At 72.2% G+C, this 25,264-nt stretch carries 26 protein-coding genes and 4 tRNA genes; 22 read left to right on the forward strand and 8 right to left on the reverse strand.

Annotation, left to right across the window (positions count from 1 at the left end):
• Window positions 1-3: 3 nt before the first annotated feature.
• Window positions 4-1,155 carry an AMP-binding protein gene (locus tag M3666_RS04625; protein ID WP_251154609.1) on the forward strand — a complete coding sequence of 384 codons (1,152 nt, stop codon included), beginning with the start codon at window positions 4-6 and terminating at the stop codon, window positions 1,153-1,155.
• Between the two features lie 24 nt (window positions 1,156-1,179).
• Complete coding sequence (locus M3666_RS04630; protein ID WP_251154610.1) at window positions 1,180-2,175, forward strand: 1,4-dihydroxy-2-naphthoate polyprenyltransferase; 996 nt, start codon at window positions 1,180-1,182, stop codon at window positions 2,173-2,175.
• A gap of 82 nt (window positions 2,176-2,257) precedes the next feature.
• On the opposite strand, the gene M3666_RS04635 is transcribed toward M3666_RS04630, so the two are convergent.
• Window positions 2,258-2,599, reverse strand: coding sequence for a DUF4229 domain-containing protein (locus M3666_RS04635; RefSeq protein WP_066655275.1), 342 nt, complete (start codon window positions 2,597-2,599; stop codon window positions 2,258-2,260).
• Between the two features lie 78 nt (window positions 2,600-2,677).
• Between M3666_RS04635 and M3666_RS04640 the strand changes: the two genes are divergently transcribed.
• Together M3666_RS04640 and menD are read left to right on the forward strand one after the other, a co-directional pair.
• On the forward strand, window positions 2,678-3,055 hold the full coding sequence (locus M3666_RS04640; protein WP_251154611.1) for a PLDc N-terminal domain-containing protein: 378 nt from the start codon (window positions 2,678-2,680) through the stop codon (window positions 3,053-3,055).
• Window positions 3,003-4,790: a 2-succinyl-5-enolpyruvyl-6-hydroxy-3-cyclohexene-1-carboxylic-acid synthase gene (gene menD / locus M3666_RS04645; RefSeq protein WP_251154612.1), complete on the forward strand. Its 1,788-nt coding sequence runs from the start codon at window positions 3,003-3,005 to the stop codon at window positions 4,788-4,790. The genes M3666_RS04640 and menD overlap by 53 nt, the downstream gene beginning before the upstream one ends.
• Window positions 4,791-4,834: 44 nt before the next feature.
• Here menD and M3666_RS04650 read toward each other — a convergent pair whose 3' ends face one another.
• A complete protein-coding gene (locus M3666_RS04650) occupies window positions 4,835-6,094 on the reverse strand; it encodes an isochorismate synthase (RefSeq protein ID WP_251154613.1) in 1,260 nt (419 codons plus the stop codon).
• 84 nt (window positions 6,095-6,178) lie between these two features.
• Here M3666_RS04650 and M3666_RS04655 point away from each other — a divergent pair, with 84 nt between their 5' ends.
• From M3666_RS04655 to M3666_RS04670, 4 genes are read left to right on the forward strand one after another with little or no spacing between them, the layout of a single operon-like run.
• On the forward strand, window positions 6,179-6,970 hold the full coding sequence (locus tag M3666_RS04655; protein WP_066655267.1) for a demethylmenaquinone methyltransferase: 792 nt from the start codon (window positions 6,179-6,181) through the stop codon (window positions 6,968-6,970).
• A 32-nt stretch (window positions 6,971-7,002) separates the two neighbouring features.
• Complete coding sequence (locus M3666_RS04660; protein ID WP_251154614.1) at window positions 7,003-8,079, forward strand: polyprenyl synthetase family protein; 1,077 nt, start codon at window positions 7,003-7,005, stop codon at window positions 8,077-8,079.
• A 57-nt stretch (window positions 8,080-8,136) separates the two neighbouring features.
• The gene (locus M3666_RS04665; RefSeq protein WP_066655254.1) at window positions 8,137-9,507 is read left to right on the forward strand and encodes an FAD-dependent oxidoreductase; all 1,371 of its coding nucleotides are present in this window, start codon (window positions 8,137-8,139) and stop codon (window positions 9,505-9,507) included.
• A 10-nt stretch (window positions 9,508-9,517) separates the two neighbouring features.
• Window positions 9,518-10,639 carry a heparan-alpha-glucosaminide N-acetyltransferase domain-containing protein gene (locus tag M3666_RS04670; protein WP_209685047.1) on the forward strand — a complete coding sequence of 374 codons (1,122 nt, stop codon included), beginning with the start codon at window positions 9,518-9,520 and terminating at the stop codon, window positions 10,637-10,639.
• 42 nt (window positions 10,640-10,681) lie between these two features.
• On the opposite strand, the gene cls is transcribed toward M3666_RS04670, so the two are convergent.
• On the reverse strand, window positions 10,682-12,142 hold the full coding sequence (gene cls / locus M3666_RS04675) for a cardiolipin synthase (RefSeq protein ID WP_209685048.1): 1,461 nt from the start codon (window positions 12,140-12,142) through the stop codon (window positions 10,682-10,684).
• Window positions 12,143-12,152: 10 nt separating this feature from the next.
• Window positions 12,153-12,641: a YajQ family cyclic di-GMP-binding protein gene (locus M3666_RS04680; protein WP_066655250.1), complete on the reverse strand. Its 489-nt coding sequence runs from the start codon at window positions 12,639-12,641 to the stop codon at window positions 12,153-12,155.
• 118 nt (window positions 12,642-12,759) lie between these two features.
• On the opposite strand from M3666_RS04680, the gene M3666_RS04685 reads away from it, so the two are divergent.
• From M3666_RS04685 to M3666_RS04705, 5 genes are all read left to right on the forward strand, one after another.
• Window positions 12,760-12,841 (forward strand) — tRNA-Tyr (locus M3666_RS04685).
• 87 nt (window positions 12,842-12,928) lie between these two features.
• A complete protein-coding gene (locus M3666_RS04690; protein ID WP_066655248.1) occupies window positions 12,929-13,750 on the forward strand; it encodes an inositol monophosphatase family protein in 822 nt (273 codons plus the stop codon).
• A 179-nt stretch (window positions 13,751-13,929) separates the two neighbouring features.
• A complete protein-coding gene (locus M3666_RS04695; RefSeq protein ID WP_251154615.1) occupies window positions 13,930-15,135 on the forward strand; it encodes a peptidoglycan DD-metalloendopeptidase family protein in 1,206 nt (401 codons plus the stop codon).
• 92 nt (window positions 15,136-15,227) lie between these two features.
• Window positions 15,228-15,299: transfer RNA gene (locus tag M3666_RS04700), tRNA-Thr, on the forward strand.
• Between the two features lie 32 nt (window positions 15,300-15,331).
• Window positions 15,332-15,408, forward strand: a tRNA-Met gene (locus tag M3666_RS04705).
• A 311-nt stretch (window positions 15,409-15,719) separates the two neighbouring features.
• On the opposite strand, the gene M3666_RS04710 is transcribed toward M3666_RS04705, so the two are convergent.
• The gene (locus M3666_RS04710; RefSeq protein WP_251154616.1) at window positions 15,720-16,097 is read right to left on the reverse strand and encodes a hypothetical protein; all 378 of its coding nucleotides are present in this window, start codon (window positions 16,095-16,097) and stop codon (window positions 15,720-15,722) included.
• A gap of 119 nt (window positions 16,098-16,216) precedes the next feature.
• Between M3666_RS04710 and M3666_RS04715 the strand changes: the two genes are divergently transcribed.
• Genes M3666_RS04715 through M3666_RS04725 form a run of 3 tightly spaced genes read left to right on the forward strand, consistent with a single transcriptional unit; the run spans window position 16,217 to window position 18,122 of the window.
• Window positions 16,217-16,666 carry a MaoC family dehydratase N-terminal domain-containing protein gene (locus M3666_RS04715; RefSeq protein ID WP_081984962.1) on the forward strand — a complete coding sequence of 150 codons (450 nt, stop codon included), beginning with the start codon at window positions 16,217-16,219 and terminating at the stop codon, window positions 16,664-16,666.
• Entirely contained in the window at window positions 16,663-17,088 is a 426-nt protein-coding gene (locus tag M3666_RS04720) for a MaoC/PaaZ C-terminal domain-containing protein (protein ID WP_066655238.1), read from the forward strand. The genes M3666_RS04715 and M3666_RS04720 overlap by 4 nt, the downstream gene beginning before the upstream one ends.
• The gene (locus tag M3666_RS04725) at window positions 17,085-18,122 is read left to right on the forward strand and encodes a UDP-N-acetylmuramate dehydrogenase (protein WP_066658454.1); all 1,038 of its coding nucleotides are present in this window, start codon (window positions 17,085-17,087) and stop codon (window positions 18,120-18,122) included. The genes M3666_RS04720 and M3666_RS04725 overlap by 4 nt, the downstream gene beginning before the upstream one ends.
• Before the next feature lie 118 nt (window positions 18,123-18,240).
• Here M3666_RS04725 and M3666_RS04730 read toward each other — a convergent pair whose 3' ends face one another.
• On the reverse strand, window positions 18,241-19,425 hold the full coding sequence (locus tag M3666_RS04730) for a pyridoxal phosphate-dependent aminotransferase (protein ID WP_066658451.1): 1,185 nt from the start codon (window positions 19,423-19,425) through the stop codon (window positions 18,241-18,243).
• Between the two features lie 215 nt (window positions 19,426-19,640).
• On the opposite strand from M3666_RS04730, the gene M3666_RS04735 reads away from it, so the two are divergent.
• From M3666_RS04735 to M3666_RS04760, 6 genes are all read left to right on the forward strand, one after another.
• Window positions 19,641-19,713: transfer RNA gene (locus M3666_RS04735), tRNA-Trp, on the forward strand.
• Between the two features lie 20 nt (window positions 19,714-19,733).
• Window positions 19,734-20,012, forward strand: a complete 279-nt coding sequence (secE, locus tag M3666_RS04740; protein ID WP_066658449.1) for a preprotein translocase subunit SecE — start codon at window positions 19,734-19,736, stop codon at window positions 20,010-20,012.
• Between the two features lie 146 nt (window positions 20,013-20,158).
• Window positions 20,159-21,211 (forward strand): transcription termination/antitermination protein NusG, encoded by a 1,053-nt coding sequence (gene nusG / locus M3666_RS04745; protein ID WP_209685055.1) that lies wholly within the window; start codon window positions 20,159-20,161, stop codon window positions 21,209-21,211.
• A 122-nt stretch (window positions 21,212-21,333) separates the two neighbouring features.
• Window positions 21,334-21,765 (forward strand): 50S ribosomal protein L11, encoded by a 432-nt coding sequence (gene rplK, locus M3666_RS04750; RefSeq protein WP_017888638.1) that lies wholly within the window; start codon window positions 21,334-21,336, stop codon window positions 21,763-21,765.
• A gap of 84 nt (window positions 21,766-21,849) precedes the next feature.
• Window positions 21,850-22,539 carry a 50S ribosomal protein L1 gene (rplA, locus tag M3666_RS04755; protein WP_066655236.1) on the forward strand — a complete coding sequence of 230 codons (690 nt, stop codon included), beginning with the start codon at window positions 21,850-21,852 and terminating at the stop codon, window positions 22,537-22,539.
• 84 nt (window positions 22,540-22,623) lie between these two features.
• The gene (locus M3666_RS04760; protein WP_251154617.1) at window positions 22,624-23,232 is read left to right on the forward strand and encodes a Pr6Pr family membrane protein; all 609 of its coding nucleotides are present in this window, start codon (window positions 22,624-22,626) and stop codon (window positions 23,230-23,232) included.
• On the opposite strand, the gene M3666_RS04765 is transcribed toward M3666_RS04760, so the two are convergent.
• Entirely contained in the window at window positions 23,229-23,984 is a 756-nt protein-coding gene (locus M3666_RS04765; protein ID WP_308301825.1) for a YqaJ viral recombinase family protein, read from the reverse strand. The genes M3666_RS04760 and M3666_RS04765 overlap by 4 nt on opposite strands.
• 60 nt (window positions 23,985-24,044) lie before the next feature.
• Window positions 24,045-25,256, reverse strand: coding sequence for an ROK family transcriptional regulator (locus tag M3666_RS04770; RefSeq protein WP_251154618.1), 1,212 nt, complete (start codon window positions 25,254-25,256; stop codon window positions 24,045-24,047).
• Between the last annotated feature and the right edge of the window lie 8 nt (window positions 25,257-25,264).

Here is a 25,264-nt window from a genome sequence, read left to right on the forward strand (position 1 = left end):
CCGGTGAACCGCGCGCTGGTCGCCGTCGGCGCGTCCGACCCGTCGGCGGTGCTGCGCGGCCTGGAGGCTGCCCTCGCCGGCGGACCCGCGCTGCTCCCCGTCGCCGAGGACGGCCCGGCGCTGCCCACGCGCCCGCCGTCGCACGTCGCCCGCCGGGTCGCCCTGGTGGTCGAGACGAGCGGTTCCACCGGGACCGGCAAGCGCGTGGCACTGTCGTCGGAGGCGCTGCTCGCGGGCGCCGCGTCCGCCGACGCGACGCTCGGCGGGCCCGGCCGGTGGCTGCTCGCGCTGCCGACGCACTACATCGCCGGGCTCAACGTGCTGACCCGATCGGTCACGGCGGGCACGACGCCCGTCGTCGTCCCGCCGGGACACTTCGACGGCCGGGCGTTCGCCGACGCGGTGGACCGGCTCGACGTCGGTCCCGCGGCGCCGCGGCGCTACACCTCGCTCGTCCCGGTGCAGCTCGCCCGCGTGCTCGACGACCCCCGCGCCACCGCCGCCGCGACCCGCTTCGCCGCCGTGCTCGTCGGGGGCCAGGCCACGCCCGCACCGCTCCGGCAGCGTGCCCTCGACGCCGGTGTCCGGGTCGTCACGACGTACGGCGCGAGCGAGACGAGCGGTGGCTGCGTGTACGACGGCACGCCGTTCGGGACGGTCCGCGCGGAACTCGTCGACGGCGCCCTCGAACTGGCCGGCCCGATGCTCGCCGAGGGGTACCTCGACGACCCCGAGCGCACGGCCCGGACCTTCGCCGAGCGCGACGGCCACCGCTGGTACCGGACCGGCGACGCTGCGACCGCCGACGACGACGGACGGCTGCGGGTGCTCGGGCGGCTCGACGACGTCATCGTGTCCGGTGGCGAGAAGGTCCCGCTCGGGGCGGTGGAACGGCGCGTGCGCGAGCTCGCGGGCCAGGACGCCGCGGTCGTCACGCGGCGCGCGTCCGGGGAGTGGGGCGAGGTGCCCGTCGTCGTCACGGAACGTCCGCTCGACCTCGACGAGGTCCGTGCCCACGTCGCGGAGACCCTGGGCCGTGCGGCCCGTCCCGCGGAGGTCCTGGTCGTCGACGCGGTGCCGATGCTCGCGTCCGGCAAGCCCGACCGCCGGGCCGTCCGGGCACTCGCGGACCGCGGGGGCGCACCGACCCCCTAGCGGTCACGGATACGATGGTCGGCCGTGGCACGTACGAAGAACAGGACCCCGGTCAAGGGCCGCAGCGGCAACCCGGCGAAGGCCGCGGCACCGCAGCGCACGAAGCAGCGGGCGACCGCGAGCGACTGGATCGGCGGCGCCCGGCTCCGGACCCTCACGCTCGGTGTCGTGCCGGTCGTGCTCGGCACCGGCGTCGCGTTCGTCGACTCCGGTGAACCGGGCGACTTCGGTTCGTACCTCGGCCGCGACCACCACCTGACGGTCGCCCTGCTCGCGCTCGCGGTCGCGCTGTTCCTGCAGATCGGCGTGAACTACAGCAACGACTACTCGGACGGCGTCCGGGGCACCGACGAGTTCCGCGTCGGCCCGGCCCGGCTCACGGGTGCGGGGCTGGCGAAGCCGCGCACCGTGCTCACGGTCGCGCTCACGTTCTTCGGACTGGCGGCGGTCGCCGGACTGGTGATCGTGCTGCTCACCGGCACGTGGTGGCTGCTCCTCGTCGGGGCGGCGGCGATCGTCGCGGCCTGGTACTACACGGGCGGGAAGAAGCCCTACGGCTACAACGCCCTCGGCGAGGTCTTCGTCTTCGTGTTCTTCGGGTTGGTCGCCGTGCTCGGCACCCAGTACGTGCAGATCCAGGCGGTCACCACGAGCGGCTGGGCGGCTGCGGTCGCCGCCGGGTTCTTCGCCTGCGCCGTGCTCATGGTCAACAACATCCGCGACGTGGACGAGGACCGACAGGCCGGCAAGCGCACGCTCGCCGTCGTCGTCGGCCGCCCCGTCGCACGGGTCCTGTTCGGCCTGTTCCTGATGCTGCCGTACGTGGTGCTGCTCTGGTTCGTGCTGCTGTACTTCCGCACCGGCTTCGCGTACTTCTCGCTCCTGCTCGCGCTCCCCGCGCTCGCGATCGGCGTCTCGTCCCGCAAGCCCCGCGAGCTCATCACGGCGCTGCAGCTGTCGTCGTTCGCGTCGCTCGCCTACGGCGTGGTGCTCGGCCTGACCCTGGTCCTCCTGCCGTAGCAGCGTCGGACGCGGGGACCGAGGTCGAGCCGCCGCTCGACCTCGGTCGCTCGAACGCCCGCCCGAACGACGAGGACCGGGACTAGTCCTCGTCGTGCTCGCGACGCGCGCGGTGCCGGTCGGCGTCCGAGACCGCTCGGTCGGCGGCGGGCGCACCGGTGTCGGCCGCGTCGGTGTCGGCGGCGTCGACGAAGTCGTCCTCGAAGTCCGAGTCGGCGTCCCGCTCCGGTCGACCCCGGCGAGCGGCGATGTCCGAGGTCACCCGACCGCGGAGCCCGGGCAGCGCGATGTACGACACGAGCAGGCCGATCAGCGCGGCGCCGATCGCCGCCCAGTACCACCGCAGGCCGATGACGAACAGGACCGCCAGCGCCGCGGCGAAGATGCCGAGTCGGGCAAGGGTGTAGACGAGCCACGCTTTCACCCGATGATCCTACGTGGCGTCGTTCGTGCACCGGCTGACGGGCAGCCCGGTCCCAGGCGCGCTGCCTAGAGTCGTCGCATGGTCCGTCTGTGGTTGATCATCGCCGTCGCCGCCGTGGCCTTCACGGTCTACGCGGTCATCGACTGCGCGACCATGCCGCGGCAGCGCATCCGCTCCCTGCGGCGCGGGTGGTGGATCCTCCTCGTGCTCGTCCTCCCGGTGCTCGGTGGCCTGCTGTGGTTCGTGCTCGGCCGGGCGCCCGCCACCCCGGGGCCGACGCCCAGGTACCGTGGACCCGAAGACGACCCCGACTTCCTCGGCGGCCCGCGCGGCCCCGGGACACTCCGCACCGGAACGGACCAGGACGACGAAACCCTCCGAGACCTCGAGGACCAGTTCCGCGATGAACGACGCGACCGCGACGAACGAGACGACGACCGCCCCGCCGATCGCTGACGGGTCCGCGGGGTCCGGCAGCGCTGCCACCGACTTCGCCCTGGCACTCCTGCGGGAACTCGCCCGTGCCGGGGTGACCGACGTCGTCGTCAGCCCGGGCTCCCGGTCGCAGGCGCTCGCCCTCGCGGCGGTCGCGCTCGAGCGCGCGGGCGGCACGACGGTGCACGTCCGGCTCGACGAGCGGACCGCCGGGTTCTTCGCCCTCGGGCTCGCCGTCGAGTCCGGCCGTCCGGCCGCGGTCGTCACGACCTCGGGCACCGCCGTCGCCAACCTGCACCCGGCCGTGCTCGAGGCGCACCACTCCGGCGTCCCGATGGTCGTCCTCTCCGCCGACCGGCCGGACGAGCTGCGGGGCATCGGCAGCAACCAGACCACGGTCCAGCCGGGGATGTTCGGCCCTGCCGTGTCCTTCGTGCGCGACGTGCAGGCGCCCACCGCGGACGGCGTCGTCGACGCGGACGCCGTCCGGACGCTCGCCCGGGAGGCCGTCGCCGTCGCCGCCGGGCACACCGGGCAGCCCGGTCCCGTCCAGCTGAACGTCGCGTTCCGCGAACCGCTCTCCGCCGGTCTGCGTGCCGAGGACGTCGCCGCCGTGCCGCACGACGAGGTCGACACCGACCACGCCCGTCGTCGGGTGCACGCCGGACTGCCGGTCGTCGAACTCGCGCCGGACGACGAACCCGCGACGGTCGTCATCGCCGGACACGACGCCGGCGAGGACGCCGAACGGATCGCCTGGGAGCTCGGTGCGCCGCTGCTGGCCGAGGTGTCGAGCGGCGCGCGGTTCGGGCGCAACCTGGTCGTCGCCTACCGCGAGCTGCTGCGCGACCCCGAGCTCGGCGGAGCGGTCCGTCGCGCGGTCGTCCTCGGACACCCGACGCTCAGTCGCGAGGTCCCGGCCCTGCTGCAGCGGGCCGACGTCGAGACGATCGTGGTCCGCGGGCCCGGGGCCGACCCGTTCGACCCGGCCCGTGCCTCCCGGCCGGACGCCGCGACCACCTTCGTGTCCGACGTGCGCGTGACGGGCCGCACGACCCCGGGACACCGCGCGTGGGTCGGGCGGTGGGTGACGACCAGTCGCGCGCTCCTCGGGGACGGTGACGCCGGTCCGGACCTCGACGCGAAGCGCTCGGGGGACCGCGCCGAGCGCAACCGGTACCTGCGCGACGAGGTCGCCCTGCGTCGCAGGCCCGTCGACCGCACCATGCTGGTCGACGCCGTCTGGGGCGCCACCTGGCCGCACGACCGGCTCGTCCTCGGTGCCTCGCAGCTCATCCGTGTCGCCGACGCGCACGTCCCGGGCAAGAAGGTCCGGGTGCACGCCAACCGCGGTCTCGCCGGCATCGACGGGACGGTCTCGACCGCACTCGGCATCGCGGCCGCGCTCGAACGGACGCCCGACTCCGTCGGCACCACGCGGGTGCTCGTCGGCGACCTGACCTTCCTGCACGACCTCGGGGCGTTCGTCACCGGGACCGAGGAGCCGACGCACCGCGTCCAGGTCGTCGTCGGCAACGACGGTGGCGGTGCGATCTTCCGCGGGCTGGAGGTCGCCGCGACCACCCCGGAGCAGGACATGCGCCGCATGATGACGACGCCGCAGCACGTCGACGTCGAGCGTGTCGTGACCGGTCTCGGCTGGTCCTACCGACGGGCCGGGACGTGGGGCGACCTCGAGGGTGCACTCACCGATCCGGCCCAGCGCCTGGTGGTCGAGGTGCCGCTGACCGACTGACCACGGGGGCCAGGGACCGAAGGCCAGGGCTCAGGAGTCGGGGGTCAGGCGAGCGCGTCGCGGATCGGACGGAACTTCAGGGCGGTCTCGGCGACCTCGCGCGCCGGGTCCGACCCCGCGACGATCCCCGCGCCGGCCCACGCGCGCACGGTCCCGTCGTCGTCGATCCGGGCGCTGCGCAGCGCGAGCATCCACTCGCCGTCGCCGTTCGCGCCGAGCCAGCCGACCGGCCCCGCGTAGCGACCGCGGTCGACGCCCTCGAGCTCGGCGACCAGTCGGACGGCGACGTCGGTGGGGGTGCCCGCCACGGCCGCGGTCGGGTGCAGGGCGTCGGCGACGTCGAGCGAGGTGGTGCCGACCGGCAGGGTCGCGCGGACGTCGGTGGCCAGGTGCCACAGGTTCGGCAGCTGGAGCCGGAACGGCTCGGGGTCCGCGCGGACGTCGGTGGCGACGGTCCGGAGCGCCTGCAGCAGGCTGGTGATCGCGAAGCCGTGCTCCTCGACGTCCTTCGCGCTCGACGCCAGGGCCTCGGCCGCGGCCCGGTCGGACACCGGGTCGTCGCCGCGCGCGGCGCTCCCGGCGAGCACCCGCGCCGACAGCTCCTCACCGTCGGTCCGGGCGAGGGTCTCCGGGGTCGCTCCGACGAGTCCGTCGACGGCGAAGGTGACGCACTGCGGGTAGGCCGCCGCCAGGTCGAGCAGGACCGCCCGTCGGTCGGCACCGGCGGGCAGCGTGCCGACCAGGTCGCGCGCCAGGACGACCTTCTCGGCCTCGCCTGCGGTGATCCGACGGACGGCGTCCGCGACGGACGCGGCGTAGGCGTCCTCGTCGACCCGGCCGGGGCCGAAGGCGACCGAGACGTGCCCGCCGACGGCCGGCACCGGCACCGAGGTCCGCGAGAACGCGAGGGGCTGCGGGTCCGGTGTCGTGTCGACGGCGGTGAGCCAGGCCTTGCCGCGGCGCTTGCCGATCACCACGCGCGGCACGACGAGCACGCTCTGCTCGGCGGAGTCGTCGGCGAACGCGAAGGACCCGAACGCGACCAGCCCGGTGCCGCGCAGCTGCACGGGGTCGTCCACCGTGGCGCCCTGCACCAGGTCACGCCACACCGCCGACGCCTGCCGCATGCGGTCGGCTCCGGAGAACGTGAACCGGAGCGCTTCGCCGATCCCGACGATGCCGTCACCGCTCCGGACGAACGCCAGCGGCGCGTCCCGCAGGGTGTGGCGCAGGACGTCCCCCGGGTCGTCGAGTATCCGGGTCGAGACCGTGAGCGAGGGGGCCGCCGTGGTGGTTCGGGTCACGGACCGATCGTACGCGCGCAGCGACCCGCCGGACCCCGGCCGGGCGTCCGGGCAGCCCGGGGCCGCGACCTCTAGGATGGTGCGGTGAGCAGAGCGGACCTGAGCAAGCGGCCGGACGAGGTGGCGGCCATGTTCGACGACGTCGCCGCGAAGTACGACCTCACGAACGACATCCTCTCGGCGGGCAACGCCCCGCTGTGGCGCGTCGCGACGGTCCGTGCGGTCGACCCCCAGCCGGGCGAGCGGGTGCTCGACATCGCGGCCGGGACGGGCACGAGCGCAGCGGCGTTCGCGAAGAAGGGCGCCGACGTCACGGCGCTCGACCTGTCGGCGGGCATGATCGCGGTCGGGCGCGAGCGGCACCCGGAGATCACGTTCGTCGAGGGTGACGCGGAGCACCTGCCGTTCGACGACGACTCGTTCGACGCGGTGACGATCTCCTTCGGCCTGCGCAACGTCAACGACCCGATGCAGGCGATCACCGAGATGCTCCGGGTGCTCAAGCCCGGGGGCCGACTGGTCATCTGCGAGTTCTCCACGCCGCCCGTGGCGCTCCTGCGCTTCGGCTACGGCGCGTACCTCAAGCGCGTGCTCCCGGGCATCGCGCGGCTGTCGAGCAGCAACCCGGCGGCCTACCGCTACCTGGCCGAGTCGATCGAGGCGTGGCCCGACCAGCAGGTCCTCAGCCAGTGGCTGCGCGGCGTCGGCTTCACGATGGTCGCCCACCGCAACCTGACCGCGGGCATCGTGGCGCTGCACCGCGGCCGCAAGCCCGTCGCGGGCACGGTCCGCGAGTCCGTCGCCCGCCGGGCGAAGGCCCGTCGCGAGCACCAGCACACCGGCGAGCAGCCGAGCGTCGAACCCGGCGACGCCTGACCGGTCACCCGACCCCGAACACGGAGCAGCACTTGAACCCGAGCGTCCCGGTCGCACGCCGCGCACCGAGCCTCCGCGCCTCGCTGGGCATCGGCGAGCGGTTGTTCGCGACCCCGTCCGAGCGCCGCTTCATCAGCGCGGTCGACGACGGGCTCGAGCTCGTCGAGCAGGGCCTCGAGGAGGCCATGCGCTCGACCGACACCCTGGCGGACACCACGAGCCGCTACCTGCTCTCGGCGGGCGGCAAGCGCATCCGGCCGACGCTGACGCTGCTCATCGCGCAGCTGGGCAACGGGGTGACCGACGCGGTGGTCAAGGCCGCGGTGAGCATCGAGACCACCCACCTGGCGTCGCTGTACCACGACGACGTCATGGACGAGGCCCCGGTCCGCCGGGGGGTCCCGGCGGCGCACGTGACCTACGGCAACAACGTCGCGATCCTGACCGGCGACCTGCTCTTCGCACGTGCCAGCCTGATCACCGCCGACCTCGGGACCGAGGGCATCCGGATGCAGGCGGAGACCTTCCAGCGCCTCTGCATGGGGCAGCTGCACGAGACGACGGGCCCGCAGCCCGGGGACGACCCGGTCGAGCACTACATCCAGGTGCTCAGCGACAAGACGGGCTCGCTGATCGCCACGGCGGCCCGCGCCGGCGTGATGTTCTCCGGAGCCGACCGCGCCTACCTGCACGCCGTCGGGACCTTCGGCGAGAAGGTCGGCGTCGCCTTCCAGCTCGTCGACGACGTCATCGACCTCGCCCCGGCGAAGGACCGCACCGGCAAGATCGCCGGCAACGACCTGCGCGCCGGCGTGGACACCCTGCCGCTGCTGCAGCTGCGTCGCCTGGCCGCCGCCGACGACGGCGCGGCCGACCTGCTCGCCCGGATCGAGCACGACGTGAAGGACGCCCCCGACGACGCCGTGGACTCCGCGCCGTACCGGTCGGCCGTCGCCGCGCTGCGCGAGCACGAAGCCACCACCGTCACCCGCGCCGTCGCCGTCCGTTGGGCGGAGGAGGCGGTCGAGGCCCTGGAACCGCTGCCCGACGGCACCGTGAAGCGCGCGCTGACCCGCTTCGCCGAGTCCGTCGTCGAACGCAGCCGCTGACACGAGGGCCCACCGAGGCCCATCGGGAGCACCCGCCCGAACGAACTGGAGACATCAGTGCCCACCCTGCGAATCGCCATCGTCGGCGCCGGTCCCGCCGGCATCTACGCCGCGGACATCCTGCTGCGCGAGGCGCACGGCACCGACGTGTCGATCGACCTCTTCGAGCAGCTCCCCGCGCCCTACGGCCTGGTCCGCTACGGCGTCGCACCGGACCACCCGCGCATCAAGGGCATCGTCAACGCCCTGCGGGACGTCCTCGACCGCGGAGTCGTCCGACTCTTCGGCAACGTGCGCTTCGGGGAGGACATCACCCTCGACGACCTCAAGCAGCACTACAACGCCGTGCTGTTCTCGACCGGCGCGATCAAGGACGCCGAGCTCGACGTCCCCGGGGTCGACCTCGACGGCTCCCACGGTGCCGCGGACTTCGTCAGCTGGTTCGACGGGCACCCGGACGTGCCGCGCACGTGGCCGCTCACGGCGTCGAGCGTCGCGGTGATCGGCAACGGCAACGTCGCGCTCGACGTGTCCCGCATCCTCGCGAAGCACGCCGACGACCTGCTGCCCACCGAGATCCCGGCGAACGTGTACGAGGGGCTGCAGGCGAGCCCGGTCACCGACGTGCACGTGTTCGGACGACGCGGTCCGGCGCAGGTGAAGTTCACGCCGCTGGAGCTCCGCGAGCTCGGTGAGCTCCGCGACGTCGACATGGTCGTGTACGACGAGGACTTCGACCACGACGAGGCATCGCTCACCGCGATCCAGACCAACAAGCAGGTCATGGTGATGAACCGTGTCCTGGAGCAGTGGCGCACGCGTGAGGTCGGGCAGGCCAGTCGCCGGCTCCACCTGCACTTCTGGGCGAAGCCCGTCGAGATCGTCGGCGAGGACGGCCACGTCACGGCACTGCGGTACGAGCGCACCCGGCCGAACGGCGAGGGCGGCGTCGAGGGCACCGGCGAGGTCCGCGAGCTCCCCGTGCAGGCCGTGTACCGAGCGGTGGGCTACTTCGGCTCCCCGCTGCCCGGTGTGCCCTTCGACGAGAAGACCGGCGTCATCCCGAACCGCGAGGGCCAGGTGCTCGACGAGGACGGCTCGCCGCTCCCGGGCGTCTACGCGACCGGGTGGATCAAGCGAGGCCCGGTCGGCCTGATCGGGCACACCAAGTCCGACGCGATGGAGACCGTCCAGCACATCGTCAACGACCAGGCCTCGTGGTGGACGCCGGCCGACCCGTCGCCCGAGGCGGTCCCGGCACTGCTCCGCGAGCGCGGCGTGGACTACACCGACCTCGACGGCTGGCACGCCCTCGACGAGCACGAGCAGGCCCTGGGCGCCGCGGAGGGTCGCGAGCGCATCAAGGTCGTCCCGCGCGACGAGATGGTCGACGTCTCGCTCCGACGCACGCCCTCGCCCACGAGCTGACCGCAGCACGATGACCGCGTCACGCCCCGCACCGCCCGCCGCGATGCGGGGCGTGCTCGTCGCGCCCGGTCGTCTGCAGGGCGTCGACGTGGCGCGGGCGCTCGCGCTCCTCGGCATGATGGCGGCCCACGTCGGCGGCATCGCCGAGGCCGTGGACTGGGGTGACCCCGGCACGTGGTCCGCCGTGGCGCACGGACGGCCCTCCACCCTGTTCGCGGTGCTCGCGGGCGTCTCGATCGGTCTGACGAGCGGACGGACGGATCCGCCAGGACCACCGGCCATCGGGCGGATCCGGGCACGGCTGGCGATCCGGGCCGTGGCGGTGGTCGCGGTCGGGCTCCTGCTGATGGCGCTCGGCACACCCGTCTACGTCATCCTGCCCACGTACGGCGCGCTCTTCCTGCTGGTGCTGCCGGCGCTCCGGTGGCGACCGGGCTGGTTGCTCGTCGCCGCGGCGGTGTGCGCGCTGCTGTCGCCCGTGGTCGCGCTCGCGTCGGCACCGTTCTACGCCGGCGCCGGCATGTGGGAGGTGCAACTCGGGCTGGTCTACCCGGTGGTCACCTTCCTGGCGTACGTCCTGGTCGGTCTCGCGGTCGCCAGGGTCGGACCGGAGGCGCGGCGTGCGCACGTCGCGCTCCTCGCGTCCGGGCTGCTGGTCGCCGTCGCGGCCTACGTGGTCGGCAACGTCCTGGCGCCGGTCCCGGTCGACGCCGGGGTCGAGGCGTTCCCCGGGGTCCCGTGGGCGCCGGACGGCAGCGGGGGAGCCGTGGCGCTCGCGCAGCTGCTGCTGTCCCCGCGCGACCACTCGTCGTCGGTCGTCGACGTCGTCGGGACCGCCGGGGTCGCGGTGGCGGTGCTCGCCCTGTGCACCCTGGTGTTCGATGGCCGCGGCCGGACGGTCTCGCGGATCGCGTTCCCGCTCGCCGCGGTGGGGTCGATGCCGCTGACGGTCTACGCCGGGCACCTCGTCGTGATCGCGCTGCTGCCGGAGTACCCGGAGTCGGGCACGGTGTGGGCGGGGTTCGCGATCGGCTCGGTGCTGTTCGCGATGCTGTGGCGCACGTTCCTCGGGAGTGGACCGCTCGAGCGCGTGGTCGCTCGCCTCACCCGTCTGGTGCCGGCAGCGCCCTGACCGGGGAGGCGGGCGGTCGCCGATCCTCCCGGCCGTGGGTCCCTACTGCAGGGCGGCGGTGAGCCGCGCGACGTTGTCGAGGACCTGGGACCGGCGCGGGCGCTCGAGCCACGCGTCCAGGGTGAGCTCGAACGACGCGTCCTTGTACGCGGCCTGCACATCGCGGAGCGCATCGACGAACCGGCTGCCGCGCACCATCACCGAGACCTCGAGGTTGAGGCTGAACGACCGCATGTCCATGTTGCTCGACCCGATGACGGAGACGTCGTCGTCGATGGTGAAGTGCTTCGCGTGCAGGATCGTCGGCGCCCGGTAGAGCCAGATCCGGACACCGGCGCGCAGGAGCTCCTCGTAGTAGGAGCGCTGTGCGTGCCACGTCATCGCGTGGTCACCCATCTCGCCGACGAAGAGCTCGACCTCGACCCCGCGCTGGGCGGTCGTGGTGATCGCGTAGAGCATCGAGTCGTCGGGGACGAAGTAGGGCGAGGTGATGGACACCTTCTCCTGTGCGGAGTACAGCAGCGCGTTGAACAGGCGCAGGTTGTTCTCACCGTCGAAGCCGGGCCCGGACGGTACGACCTGGCAGTCGAGCGCGTCGCCGCGGTCGGCGCGCTGGACGGGGTCGCTCTCGCGGAGCAGGAGCTCGTCGGTCTCGCTGTACCAGTCCGTCACGAACAGGGCGTTGAGTCCCGCGACGACGGGACCCTCGAACCGGGCGAACAGGTCCTTGTAGACCATGCCCTTCTCGATGTGCGACTGCAGGTCGTACGACGGGTCGATGAGGTTCTGCGAGCCCGTGAAGGCCACCGAGCCGTCGATGACCATGATCTTCCGGTGGTTGCGCAGGTCGGGCCGCTGGAACTTCCCCTGCAGCGGCTGCAGCGGCAGCATGAGGTGCCACTCGATGTTCGCCCGGTCGAGGAACGCGAGCGTGTCCTTGTAGCCCGGGTACCCGCGGCTCGCCCAGTGGTCGAGCAGGAACCGCACGGTGACACCGCGTGCCTGGGCACGGGCCAGCGCCTCGAAGTACGGCCGGGTGGTGTCGTCGATCGTCGCGATGTAGAACTCGACGTGCACGAAGCGCCGGGACTGGTCGATCGCCCGCGTCATCTCCTGCACCGACTCGTACGAGTCGGGGTAGAGCTCGGCGGAGTTGCCGCCGACCAGGGGCATGGCGCCCAGCTCGCGGTTCAGCTTCGTCACGGACTCGAGCCACAGCGGCCACGGGTGGTCGCGGCGCACACGCTCGATGCCCTCGGTCTGCTCGAGGATGTACGCGTTGATCTCGGTCTGCTTCTCGCGCCGTGCCTTCGGCAGCTTCGTCGACCCGATGACCATGAAGACGATGAACCCGATGTAGGGGATCAGGAAGATCGCGAGCAACCAGGCCGTCGCGGTCTGCGGCTTCCGGTTGTAGGGGACGTAGATGATCGAGAAGACGCGGATCGCCAGGTCCAGCAGGACCAGGAGGACGGTGACCGCGACGCCGAGCCAGTGCTCCACGGGCGCGGCGCTAGCGGAAGTTGATGAACTGCAGCGGCACGTCGAACTCTTCACCCTTGAGGAGCTGGATCGTGTTCTGCAGGTCGTCGCGGCTCTTGGAGGAGACGCGGAGCTCGTCGCCCTGGATCTGGCTCTTGACGCTCTTCGGGGCGTTCGCGCGGAGGAACGCGCCGATCTTCTTGGCGACGTCCTGCTCGATGCCGTTCTTGAACTTCACCTCGATGCGGTACTCCTTGCCCGAGGGGTAGGGGTCTCCGGCGTCCAGGCTCTTCAACGAGATGTTCCGCTTGATCGCCTTGGTCTGCAGCACGTCGAGGACGGCCTTGGCGCGCTCCTCGGAGTTCGCCTTGATGAGGACGTCCTCGCCGCTGAACGCGATCGAGGCGTCGGCGCCCTTGAAGTCGTACCGCTGCTCGATCTCCTTGGCGGCCTGGTTGAGGGCGTTCTCCGCCTCCATCTTGTCGACCTTGCTGACCACGTCGAAGGAACTGTCTGCCATGCGGGACAGCCTAACGGCGCGACGGGATCCCGGTTCGGTGGTCACGAGCACCCTCCGACGTCCGGTATGCTCTTCAGCGCGCCTTCGGTTGGTGACCACACCGGTCGGGTGCGCACACGGCAAGTTACCCAAGCGGCCAAAGGGATCTGACTGTAAATCAGCCGGCGTAGCCTTCGGGGGTTCGAATCCCTCACTTGCCACAGCGAACAGCCCCGTCCGATCCGGACGGGGCTGTTGCCGTTCCCGGCCTGGCGTCCTTCCGGGGCGTGATCCGGCAGGCTGGTGCCATGCCCGACAGCCTCGCTCCCGCCCAGTTCGCCGACCTCGCCGAGTCGATCGCCCGTGAGGCAGCAGCGCTCGCGGCCCGCCGACGAGCGGAGGGGGTCGAGGTCGCCGACCGGAAGTCGAGCATCGTCGACGTCGTCACGGCTGCCGACCGGGAGGTCGAGGACCTCGTCCGCACGCGGATCGCCGAGGCGCGTCCCGACGACGCCTTCCACGGCGAGGAGTCCGGCTCCGGTGCCGGGTCCACGGGGATCACCTGGGTGGTCGACCCGATCGACGGCACGGTCAACTACCTCTACGGCAGTGAGCAGTACGGGGTGAGCATCGGCGTCGTGCGGGGGAGCGCGGACCCGACGCAGTGGGAGGCGCTCGCGGGGATCGTCGTGGCGCCGGCGACCGGCACCGTGTTCCGGGCGGTGTCCGGCGAGGGCGCGACACGCGACGGCGTCCCGCTCCGCGTGTCGACCCCGTCGTCCCTCGCGGAGACGCTCGTCGCGACGGGCTTCGGCTACACCGCCGACCGTCGGCGTGAGCAGGTCGCGGTGCTGGCCGGCCTGATCGGCGAGGTGCGGGACGTCCGTCGCGCGGGAGCGGCGTCGCTCGACTGCTGCGCGGTCGGGGCCGGCACCGTCGACGCGTACTACGAGCGCGGCATCAACCCGTGGGACATGGCGGCGGGGTCGCTCGTCGCCGCCGAGGCCGGAGCGAGCGTCCGGATCTGGGAGGCCGGCGGCACGCGCTCCTTCCTGTTCGCGGCCCCCGCCGTCGCCGACCAGCTGGAGTCCCTGGTCCGTCGGCTCGAGTCCGAGGTGCTCGCCGACTGACGGCCCGGAGGCGCACTCGCCGGGCGCCGGCAGGGTCCGGTGGGGCACCGCTCGCGGACGGTGCACGGTCGTGCAGACGACTGGCGGTGCGCGACGGCCCCTGCTAGCGTGCTCCAGTCCCGTTATCTGCTCGTTACACACGAGCGCCCCGTGCCCCGATCAGGATCAGCCTCGAACACATGCCCCACGCCTCCACGACTGCGCAGACGCCCACCCGCACCGAGACCGAGCCGGTCGTGCACCTGACGCGACGCGCACGCATCGAGGCCGAGCGTCGAGCGGCTGCGACCAGCACCCCGCGCTCCGCAGCGGCTCCGCAGTCCCCGGTCGACGTGCCGTCGTTCGACGAGCTCGTCGCCCCGACGACGCCCGCAGCCCCGGTCTCACCGATCGACCTCGCGCCGGCCTCACCGGTCCGGCCGGCACCGTCCGCCGGAGCGGTCACGCCGCCCGCGCCGGTCTCGCCCGACGTCGCGCCGGCGGCGGACGCCTCGCGCGCCCCGACCCCGGTCGTCGATGCGGTCCGTCCGTCGGGAGCGCGACGTCCCGCGACCGCCCCGACGTCCGGCGGCAAGGCTCCGGAGGCCGGCCGCGGCCGTGCACGGCGCACCGCCGCGGCCGTCCGCGTCGACCGTGCGACCCGACACATCAGCAGCGCCTCGGCGTCGTCGGTGTCCACGGGCAGCACGCGCGGTGACGCCTTCCGCCGGAACGCCTCGCGGGTCACCGCCGTCGGCGCACTGCTGTTCGCCGCCGGGCTGGTCGTGTCGACGTCGCTGCCGGCGCAGGCGCTCTGGGTGCCGCCGGCGGACACCACCGCGGCTCGCGCCACCGGCGGAGCACAGTCCCTCAGCGTGGGCAACGGTGCCGTGGAGGCCGAGACCACCCGCGACCAGTACTCGGTGACGTCCGCCACGCAGTACAAGAACGTCGACGCGTCGTCCTTCTCGAACGACCCGAACGGCTCGATCCAGTGGCCGTTCCTGACCGGGGTGCCGATCACGTCGGGCTTCGGCGGTCGTCAGGTCGAGGGCTGCTCGTTCTGCTCGACGAACCACATGGGCGTCGACTTCGCCCCGGGCGAGGGGACCCCGATCCGCTCCGTCGCCGCGGGCACGGTCATCAAGGTGCAGGCGCACGACGGCGGCTTCGGCAACGACGTGTGGGTGCAGCACGACGTCGACGGCAAGCAGTTCGTCAGCGTGTACGGCCACATGAAGGACGGCACGTTCAAGGTCGTCACCGGGCAGGAGGTCGCCGTCGGCGACGAACTCGGCGAGGTCGGGTCGACCGGCAACTCGACCGGTCCGCACCTGCACCTGGAGATCCACGTCGGTGGCGTCCCGGTGGACCCGCTGACCTGGCTCCGCGCCAACGCGAACTAGCGGAGGAGCGGCGGCACGCCCGGGCGACACGTCCGGTTCCCGACCACCGTCGCACGTCTGCTACGCTCGTCTGGTGCCGCCGAGCGGCACTCGCCCCGATAGCTCAGTGGTAGAGCACTTCCATGGTAAGGAAGGGGTCGTCAGTTCAATCCTGACTCGGGGCTCCGACCCGGAGCTGTTGTCGCTCCGGATCTCCGGCGGGGTAGCTCAGTTGGTTAGAGCACACGACTCATAATCGTGGGGTCACGGGTTCAAGTCCCGTCCTCGCTACCACAGGCCCGGCGGCCAGATCGCCGGGCTTTCGTCGTTCCCGGGGCGCGTCGTTCCCGGGCTGCGTCGGTCTCGAGGCACGTCGGCTCGGGGCGTCATCGGTCTGATCCGAGGCCCGTCGTTCCGCCCGATCCTTCCCATCGCGGGCGCTGTACCGAGTGGGATCGAGCATGCCGAGGGTTCCTGGCAGACCAGGTACGCCCGTTCTCGCCAGGTACGACTGTTCTCGCCAGGTACGACTGTCCTCATCAGGCGCGCCCGTTCTCGCCGGGTGTGCCCGCCCCTGCCGCGCTGTGACGCTCCGCGGTCGCGCCTCAACGCGGGGGAGTGGTCAGCACACCCGCCGCCCGGAGGGCCCGTTCGAGCGTCGCCTCCACCTGCTGCCGGGCGCTCCGCCGACGCCCCGCGCCGATGCCGCCCCCGGACACCGCCGTGGCGTGCTGGGCGTGCCGGAGCGTGATCGTGGTCGACGTCCCCGTGACGGTCGTCGAGAGCTCGTACCGCCGGAACTCCCGCGCCGGGTGCACGAGGGCGCCGAGCAGGATCGTCAGCAGCCGGTTGCCGATCGTCGCGGTGATCGTGCCCCCGGTCGACTCGACCCGGTGCCCGGTCTGTCGGAGTGCCGCGCCGGCGACCTCCATGGCGGTGCACCGGTCGCCCGTGTGGACCGCGTACTGCGTCGTGTGCTCCATGAGTCCCTCCCCGTCCCCGGAGTCGTACCCGGCGTCCCCCCGGACACCGTGCGGCGAGCATAGCCGATGCATGCTCAGGGAGAGGGCGTGTGTCGAGCGTGCTCGGTAGACTCCCACGCGTGTCAGTGAACCCCGAGCTCGTCGGCAGGACGTTCCCGCCGGCCCAGCCCTACCTGGTCGGTCGTGAGAAGGTGCGCGAGTTCTCGCGTGCCGTGTTCGCGACGAACCCGATCCACCACGAGCCCGACGCCGCCCGCGCCGCCGGCTACACCGACGTGGTCGCCCCGCCGACCTTCGCCGTCGTCGTGCAGGAGGCGACGCTCGCCCAGCTCCTGGCCGAGCCGGACGCCGGCATCGACTTCTCCCGTGTCGTGCACGGTGAGCAGTCCTTCACCTACGACCGGCCGATCGTCGCGGGCGACGAGCTGACCGCCACGCTCACCGTCACCAGCGTGAAGACCCTCGGCGGCAACGCCATGGTGACCGCCGAGAGCACGATGCAGGACGCCTCGGGGGAGCACGTCGTCACCGCGACCTCCACCCTCGTGGTCCGAGGAGACGACGCATGACCACCGCACCCGCCACCGCGCTCGAGGTCGGAACCGTCGTCGCCGAGCGCGAGGTCCACCTCACCCGCGACGCGCTCGTCCGCTACGCCGGTGCCTCGGGCGACTTCAACCCGATCCACTACCGCGACGACGTCGCCGCCTCCGTCGGGCTCCCCGGCGTGCTCGCGCACGGCATGCTGACGATGGGGCTCGCCGTCCAGCCCGTCGCCGAGTGGCTCGGCGACCGCGGCTGGGTCCAGCGCTACGGCGTCCGCTTCACCCGCCCCGTCGTCGTCGACCCCGAGCAGGGCGCGACCGTCGGCGTCGTCGCGAAGGTCGGCACCGTCGACGACCAGGGGCGTCCGCAGCGCATCGACCTCACCGTGACCGCCGCCGGGCAGACCGTGCTCGGCAAGGCGCAGGTCACGGTGGTGTTCCGCTGACCGTGTCGACGCGACTGGCCGACCTCACCACGTTCCGCGTCGGAGGTCCTGCGGCGACGCTCCTGGTCGCGGACACGACCGACGAGCTCGTCGCGCACGCGCACACCGCGTGGCAGGACGACGAGTGGCTCGTCGTCGGTGGCGGCAGCAACCTGCTCGTCGCCGACGACGGCTTCGCCGGCACCGTCGTGCTCGTCCGGACGCGCGGTGTCGACGCCGAGCCCGACGAGGACGGCGTCACCGTCCGCGTCGCGGCCGGTGAACCGTGGGACCGGTTCGTCGCGACGACCGTCGAGAACGGTTGGACCGGCCTGGAGGCCCTCAGCGGCATCCCGGGCACGGTCGGTGCCGCCCCCGTGCAGAACATCGGCGCCTACGGGGTCGAGCTCTCCGACGTGCTCTCCCGCATCGAGTTCCTCGACGCGTCGACGGGGGAACGCGCGTGGGTGGACGCGGCCGAGCTGGCGCTCGGCTACCGCACCTCGACGCTCAAGCACGGGCGACGAGGCGTGGTGCTGACGGTCGAGTTCCGGCTCGGCGCCACCGTGGTCGAGGGCGTGCCCGTCCGCTACGCCCAGCTGGCCGGCTCGCTCGGCGTCGAGCTCGGCACCCCGGTGGACCCGATGACCATCCGGACGACGGTGCTGCGCCTGCGGTCGTCCAAGGGGATGGTGCTCGACGACGCCGACCCGGACACGTGGAGCGCCGGCTCGTTCTTCACGAACCCGATCGTGTCGGCCGGGTTCGCCGAGACGCTGCCGCCGGAGGCCCCTCGTTGGCCGGCCGGCGACGACGTGAAGCTCAGCGCCGCGTGGCTCATCGAGCACGCGGGGGTGCACCGCGGGTACACGGTCCCCGGGTCGCACGCCGCGATCTCGTCGAAGCACACCCTGGCGCTGACCAACCGTGGGGGTGCCACCGCAGCCCAGGTCGCCGAGCTCGCGCGGTACGTCCAGGTGACCGTCCTGAACCGCTTCGGCGTCTCGCTGGTCCCGGAGCCGGTCGTGGTGGGGGACCTGCTCGGCGCGAGCTGACCACCGGACGGTCGCCGCGCCTCCCGGCCGTCGCAGTCTCGCGAGACGCAACGTGGGCGGCTCCGCGCAGCGGTCAAGCGCTGCGCGGAACCGCCCACGTTGCGTGCTGCGGAGGGGGCTACGCGGAGAAGAACGCCGCCAGCCGCCGGACGCCCTCGGCGATGTCGTCGTCGCCGAGCGCGTAGGACATCCGGATGTAGCCGGAGGGACCGAAGGCCTCGCCCGGGACGACCGCGACCTCGGCGTGCTCGAGGATCAGGTCCGCGAGCTCGAGCGTGGTCGTCGGGGTCGACCCCGCCCACTCGCGGCCGAGGAGCGCCGTGACGTCGGGGTAGACGTAGAAGGCGCCCTTCGGGGTCGGGGTGACGAAGCCCGGGATCGCGTTGAGCCCCTCGACGATGGCGCGACGGCGGCGGTCGAACGCCTCGCGCATCGCCGCGACGGGCTCCTGCGGGCCGGTGAGGGCTGCGATCGCGGCACGCTGCGACACGTTCGCCACGTTCGACGACAGGTGCGACTGCAGGTTGGACGCGGCCTTCACGGCGTCGGCCGGGCCGATGGACCACCCGACGCGCCACCCGGTCATGGCGTACGTCTTCGCGACGCCGTTGACGAGGATCGTGGTGTCGGCGAGGGCCGGCACCGCGTCGAGGATGCCCGTGAAGGCGACGTCGTCGTAGACCAGGTCCTGGTAGATCTCGTCGCTGACCACCCAGATGCCGTGCTCGAGCGCCCACTCGCCGATGGCCTTCGTCTGCTCGGCCGAGTACACCGAGCCGGTGGGGTTCGACGGCGAGCAGAACAGCAGCGCCTTGGTCCTCGGCGTGCGCGCTGCCTCGAGCTGCTCGACCGTGACGAGGTAGTCCTGGTCGCTGCCCGCGAAGACCTCGACCGGGACGCCGCCGGCCAGGCGGATCGCCTCGGGGTAGGTGGTCCAGTAGGGAGCGGGCAGCAGGACCTCGTCGCCCTCGTCCACGATGGTCTGGAACGCCTGGTAGACGGCCTGCTTCCCGCCGTTGGTGACGATGACCTGCGACGGGTCGACGGTGACGCCGGACTCGCGAGCGGTCTTCTCGGCGATCGCCCGCTTGAGCTCGGGCAGGCCCGTCGCCGGCGTGTAGCGGTGGTTCGCGGGGTCCTGGACGGCCAGGACGGCGGCGTCGACCACGTGCTGCGGCGTCGCGAAGTCCGGCTCGCCCGCCGCGAACGAGATCACCGGACGACCGGCGGCCTTGAGCGCCTTGGCCTTCGCATCGACCTTGAGCGTCGCGGACTCGGCGATCGCGGCGATGCGCGACGCGATGCGCGGACGGTCGGAGGTCGCGGCGACGGAGTCCGTCGCGGTCTCGGGGGCGGTGGACTCGGGGCCGGGGGCTGCGGTGCTCACGGCCGCCAGCCTACCGGCGCGGCACGCCGGAGGGAGCGGCCGAGTGGACAGCGTGTGACGGACTCCCGTACACTCGACCACCGGCGCACGGAACGGTGACGGGACGTGCCCCAGGGGGTTCCGACCCCTACAGGGCGGTGGCTCAATTGGTAGAGCAGCGGTCTCCAAAACCGCAGGTTGCAGGTTCGAGTCCTGTCCGCCCTGCAAGTCTGGAAGGTGTGAAGGTGGCGAGCAAGGACATGGAGACGACGGCGGACGACGTCGTCGCGAAGGCCAAGGCCGACCGTGCTCAGCGTGGTGGCCCGATCGCTGCCGTCGTCCTCTTCATCCGCCAGGTCATCGGCGAACTCCGCAAGGTCGTCACGCCGACCCGCAAGGAGCTCTTCAGCTACACCGGCGTCGTGCTCGTCTTCGTCGTCGTGATGATGATCCTGGTGTCGATCCTCGACTTCGTCTTCGGTCTCGGCGTCGGTTACGTCTTCGGCAACGGTCCCACGGCCTGACCCGTCGCCGACCGGCCTGACGGCTGGCCTGCTGCGTCCGTTCACCTGGCCGGACCCCGACAGGAGTACGGTCGCCCGAGACGGCGACGGACGCGAACCGCTCCGGCCACTCACCCGATCCGCACCACCGAACGGAAAGAACCGCAGTGTCTGACTACTCCCGCGACGACATCGACCTCGCCACGGCTGCCGAGCAGTCCTCCGAGGTCGAGGAGAACCAGGAAGGCGACGTCGAGACCGCCGAGGGCCGTTCGGTCGAGTCCGCCGAGGAGCGTGCGATCTCCGTCGAGGACGAGGACGCCGAGTCCCTCGGGACGAGCGACGAGCCGGACGACGGCACGGTGGACACCTCCATCGACGAGGCGCTCACGGCGCTGGCCGAGTCCCGCGACCCCGAGGCGGACGCCGTCGTCGACGACGCGCTCGACATCGACTCCGCCGACGAGGCCGAGGCCGCCGTCGAGGCGGTCGAGGACGAGGAGGAGACCGAGCTCGAGGACGCCTCCGCAGCCGAGGCGAACGAGACGCTCGCCGCGGACGAGGCCCTCGACGCCGACGAGGTCGACGACGAGCCCGCCGAGGTCGACCCGTACGACGCCTTCAAGGCCGAACTGCGGATGAAGCCGGGCAAGTGGTACGTCATCCACTCCTACGCGGGCTTCGAGCGCCGCGTGAAGTCGAACATCGAGAACCGCATGATCTCGATGTCGATGGAGGACTCGATCTACCAGGTCGAGGTCCCGATGGAGGACGTCGTCGAGATCAAGAACGGGCAGCGCAAGCTGGTCACCCGCGTCCGGATCCCCTCGTACGTGCTCGTCCGCATGGACCTCAACGAGGACTCGTGGTCGGTCGTCCGCCACACCCCCGGTGTCACCGGCTTCGTCGGCAACGCCCACAACCCGACGCCGCTCCGCTTCGACGAGGCGTTCGGCATGCTGAAGTCGCTCGTGCAGGTCGCCGAGGCCGCACCGACCAAGGGCGGCGCGAAGTCCGGCGGTGCCGCACAGGCGCAGCCGCAGGCCGAGGTCGACTTCGAGATCGGCGAGACGATCACCATCAAGGAAGGCTCGTTCGCGGGCCTGCCGGGTTCGATCTCCGAGATCAAGCCGGAGAGCGGCAAGCTCACCGTCCTCGTCTCGCTGTTCGAGCGCGAGACCCCGGTCGAGCTCAGCTTCGACCAGGTCACCAAGCTGTAGTACGCTACTGAGGTTTGGCCCCGCGTGCTGTGGCATGCGGGGCTTCACCGCGGTCCGGATCCGCCGGGCCAGCGGGAGAGTGCACGGATCCCCGTGCGTTCGATTCCAGGAGGAAGCACAACATGGCACCGAAGAAGAAGGTCACGGGCCTCATCAAGCTGCAGATCAACGCGGGCGCCGCCAACCCGGCCCCGCCGATCGGTCCTGCGCTCGGTCAGCACGGCGTGAACATCATGGAGTTCTGCAAGGCGTACAACGCCGCGACCGAGTCGCAGCGCGGGAACGTCGTGCCGGTCGAGATCACCGTCTACGAGGACCGTTCGTTCACGTTCGTCCTCAAGACCCCGCCGGCCGCAGAGCTGATCAAGAAGGCCGCGGGTGTGCAGAAGGGGTCCTCGACCCCGCACACGGTCAAGGTCGCGAAGATCTCGATGGACCAGGTCCGTCAGATCGCCGAGACCAAGCAGGCCGACCTGAACGCCAACGACATCGAGCAGGCCGCGAAGATCATCGCCGGCACCGCTCGTTCGATGGGCATCACGGTCGAGGCGTAAGCCTCAGCGCCCCACACACCCCGACCCCTTTCCGTGGGAGAGCCTCGCCGGCTCGTCAACCACGTAGCTCCTGAGGAGAACACCATGGCGAAGAAGTCCAAGGCCTACCAGGCCGCGGCCGCGAAGATCGAGGCCGACAAGTTCTACACCCCGACCGAGGCAGTCGCCCTCGCGAAGGAGACCGGCTCGGCGAAGACCGACTCCACGGTCGAGGTCGCGCTGAAGCTCGGCGTCGACCCGCGCAAGGCCGACCAGATGGTCCGCGGCACGGTCATCCTGCCGCACGGCACGGGCAAGACCGCCCGCGTCATCGTCTTCGCCGTGGGCGCTGCGGCCGAGGCCGCCATCGCCGCCGGTGCCGACGAGGTCGGTGGCGACGAGCTCATCGCGAAGGTGGCCGAGGGCTACACCGCGTTCGACTCCGCCGTCGCGACGCCGGAGCTCATGGGCAAGGTCGGTCGTCTCGGCAAGGTGCTCGGCCCGCGTGGCCTCATGCCCAACCCGAAGACCGGCACCGTGACCCCGAACGTGGCGCAGGCCGTCAACGACATCAAGGGCGGCAAGATCGAGTTCCGCGTCGACAAGCACGCCAACGTGCACTTCGTCGTCGGCAAGGCCTCGTTCACGCCGGAGCAGCTCGACGAGAACATCTCGGCCGCGCTCGAGGAGATCGTCCGCCTCAAGCCGTCCGCGTCGAAGGGCCGCTACATCATGAAGGGCGCCGTCTCGACGACGTTCGGACCGGGCATCCCGCTCGACGTCAACGCCATCTGATCGACTGATCAGCTCAGGAGGACCCGCACCGATCGGTGCGGGTCCTCCTGCGTTCCCGGGGGTCCGACCGGATACCGTGGCCTCGTGCGGACCCTCGTGAACTCCCTCCGGCTCGTCGCCGTGATCGCGGTCGTCGCCGCGGTCGTCGCGCAGTGGCTCGTGACCTCCCGGACGCCGGACTACCTGTTCTGGAACTTCTTCGGCTACTTCACGATCCAGTCGAACCTCATCGTCGCGGTGGCTTTCGCGCTGACCCTCGTGGCAGCAGCGCGACGGCAGCGCAGCAACCTGCTGCTCACCGGGTTCCGGGGTGCGGCGACGGTGTACATCGCCACGACGGGCGTCGTCTACAACACGCTGCTCGTCGGGGCCTCGGTGTCGAACACGGTGCCGTGGTCGAACGACGTGCTGCACAAGGTGATCCCGCTGTACGCCGTGCTCGACTGGCTGGTGTTCTCCGACCGGGCGCGGCTGCTCCTCCGGCACGTCTGGTGGTTCCTGGTCTACCCGGCGGTCTGGCTCGTCGTGGTGCTCGTCCGCGGCGCGACCGACGGGTGGGTCCCGTACCCGTTCCTGGACCCTGCGCAGGGCTACGGCGTCGTGGCGCTGTACTGCCTCGGCGTCGCGGTGTTCATCGGGCTCATGGGGATCCTCGTGGTGGGGATGAGCCGGCTGCGTCTGCTGCGGGTCTAGACCCGGAACGTCCGGAGCTTGTCGAGCACGAGGTCCGCGAGCTGGACGAGCCCGCGGATCTGGTCGTCGTCGCGGTCGACCCACCGGCACTCGGGTTCGTCGGCGACGGGCACGAAGTCGTCGTGGCGCTCCCACACGAACAGGGTGCGGTCGGCCCCCAGGACGTACTGCTGCCACCAGACCTGGCGCAGGTAGTGCCGGGGGATGCTCCGCCAGCCCTTGCCCGTGGTCTTGATCTCGGCGAGCACGAGTCGGTCCGACGCGTCGTGGCCGACGCCGTCGGGGGTCGCCAGGTGCGCGCGGTTCGTGCTCGCGTGGAAGAGGTGGGCCGACGGCTCGATGCCGTGCGTGGCCGCGACCCAGGCGGCGATCACGGGCTCACGGTCCTTGCCGTGCTCGGTCCAGGCGTTGCCCGAGAACCGGGAGCCGTACCGCTTCTCGGCGACGACGGTCTCGACCGCGCGCAGCGACGCGAGCCGTGCGACGTCGGTCGCGGTGATGCCCATCGCGCGGGCGCGGAGCCACGCCACCCGGTCGGACGAGTGCGCGACGATCCGCTCGGTGTGCCCGCGGAGCGCGGTGAACGCGTCGTGGCCACCGGGCGTGGACCGCGGGCCCGCGGCAGGACGACCGACGGGAGCAGCGTCGCGTGCAGCCGACCGCACGGCGGACGTGGCCGGCGCGGCGGAGGCGGGGAGGGCCTCCAGACCGGGGTCCAGGTCGCCCCACAGGGTGGGCTGCACGATCGTCACCGGACGATTGTCACCCCGCGGGCCGACACGGCGCGAACCGACGCGCGCGGCGGTCCGCCCTCAGGAGACGAGCTGACGGCCCTCGGCGGGGGCGACGAGCTCGTCGACGCCGGCGGGGGAGAGCGCGTAGTCGAGGGCGAGCACGGCTGCGCCCTGCAGTGCGGCGACGGAGCCCGCACGGGACTGCGCGATCACGAGGTGCTCGGTGGCGAGGGGCATCGAGCGGGCGTAGACGACCTCGCGGACACCGGCGAGCAGGTGCTCCCCGGCACGGGTGATGGAGCCGCCGAGCGTGATCACGGACGGGTTGACGAGCGAGACACAGGTCGCGAGGACCTCGCCGATGTCCCGGCCGGCCTGTCGGACGGCCCCGATCGCGTCGAGTTCCGACCGGTTCACCAGGTCGATGACGTCGCCGCTGGTGTGCACGTCGTGGCCCTTCGCCCGCAGGGCGCGGGCGATGGCCGGGCCGGAGGCGACGGCCTCGAGGCAGCCGGTGTTGCCGCAGTGGCACGGCACGTCGCCCGCGCGGGACACGCGCACGTGACCGATGTCGCCCGCGGTGCCCTGCGCGCCCCGGCGGAGCTGCCCGTCGGAGACGATGCCCGAGCCGATGCCGGTCGCGACCTTCACGAACAACAGGTGGTCCAGGTCCGGCCAGCCGTACGCCCGTTCGCCGAGCGCGGCGATGTTCACGTCGTTGTCGACCAGCACGTGCGCGGCGACGTGGCCGCGCAACCAGCCGGGGACGTCGAAGCCGTCCCAGCCCGGCATGATCGGCGGGTTCGCCGGGCGCCCGGTGGAGAACTCGACCGGGCCGGGGACGCCGATGCCGATCGCGACGACGTCGTCGCGCCGCCGACCGACCTCGTCGAGCAGTTCGTCGACGGTCTCGACCAGCCACGTGAGGGTGGGGACCGGGCCGGCGGCGATGTCGATCGCGGCCTCTCGCGTCGCCAGCGGGGCCCCGACGAGGTCGGTCACGGCGACCCGCCCGTGCGAGGCACCGAGGTCGGCGGCCACGACGAGGCGTGCGCGCGGGACGAGGGCGACCTGGGCGGGGGGACGGCCGCCGGTCGACGCGGCGGTCTCCACGGGGCCCACGAGCCCCACCTCGACGAGGGCGTCCAGGCGCACGGCGATCGTCGAGCGTGCGAGTCCCGTCAGGGCGGCGAGCTCCGCCCGGGTCCGCGGCACACCGTCGCGGAGGATCTGGAAGAGTTCGCTCGCTCCGACCGGCGGCGACGCTGCCGTCCGGGTGAAGTCGATCATGTCGGGAG

Origin of the sequence: Curtobacterium sp. ODYSSEY 48 V2, from assembly GCF_023712625.1 — a bacterium.
Taxonomy (GTDB): Bacteria; Actinomycetota; Actinomycetes; order Actinomycetales; family Microbacteriaceae; genus Curtobacterium.

Bases quoted from the DNA above. Each gene is read 5' to 3' on its own strand.
- M3666_RS04640 (WP_251154611.1), top strand. From the start codon at position 2,678: ATGGTCCGTCTGTGGTTGATCATCGCCGTCGCCGCCGTGGCCTTCACG.
- menD (WP_251154612.1), top strand. From the start codon at position 3,003: ATGAACGACGCGACCGCGACGAACGAGACGACGACCGCCCCGCCGATC.
- M3666_RS04670 (WP_209685047.1), top strand. From the start codon at position 9,518: ATGACCGCGTCACGCCCCGCACCGCCCGCCGCGATGCGGGGCGTGCTC.
- M3666_RS04680 (WP_066655250.1), bottom strand. From the start codon at position 12,641: ATGGCAGACAGTTCCTTCGACGTGGTCAGCAAGGTCGACAAGATGGAG.
- M3666_RS04690 (WP_066655248.1), top strand. From the start codon at position 12,929: ATGCCCGACAGCCTCGCTCCCGCCCAGTTCGCCGACCTCGCCGAGTCG.
- M3666_RS04695 (WP_251154615.1), top strand. From the start codon at position 13,930: ATGCCCCACGCCTCCACGACTGCGCAGACGCCCACCCGCACCGAGACC.
- M3666_RS04710 (WP_251154616.1), bottom strand. From the start codon at position 16,097: ATGGAGCACACGACGCAGTACGCGGTCCACACGGGCGACCGGTGCACC.
- M3666_RS04720 (WP_066655238.1), top strand. From the start codon at position 16,663: ATGACCACCGCACCCGCCACCGCGCTCGAGGTCGGAACCGTCGTCGCC.
- rplK (WP_017888638.1), top strand. From the start codon at position 21,334: ATGGCACCGAAGAAGAAGGTCACGGGCCTCATCAAGCTGCAGATCAAC.
- rplA (WP_066655236.1), top strand. From the start codon at position 21,850: ATGGCGAAGAAGTCCAAGGCCTACCAGGCCGCGGCCGCGAAGATCGAG.
- M3666_RS04770 (WP_251154618.1), bottom strand. From the start codon at position 25,256: ATGATCGACTTCACCCGGACGGCAGCGTCGCCGCCGGTCGGAGCGAGC.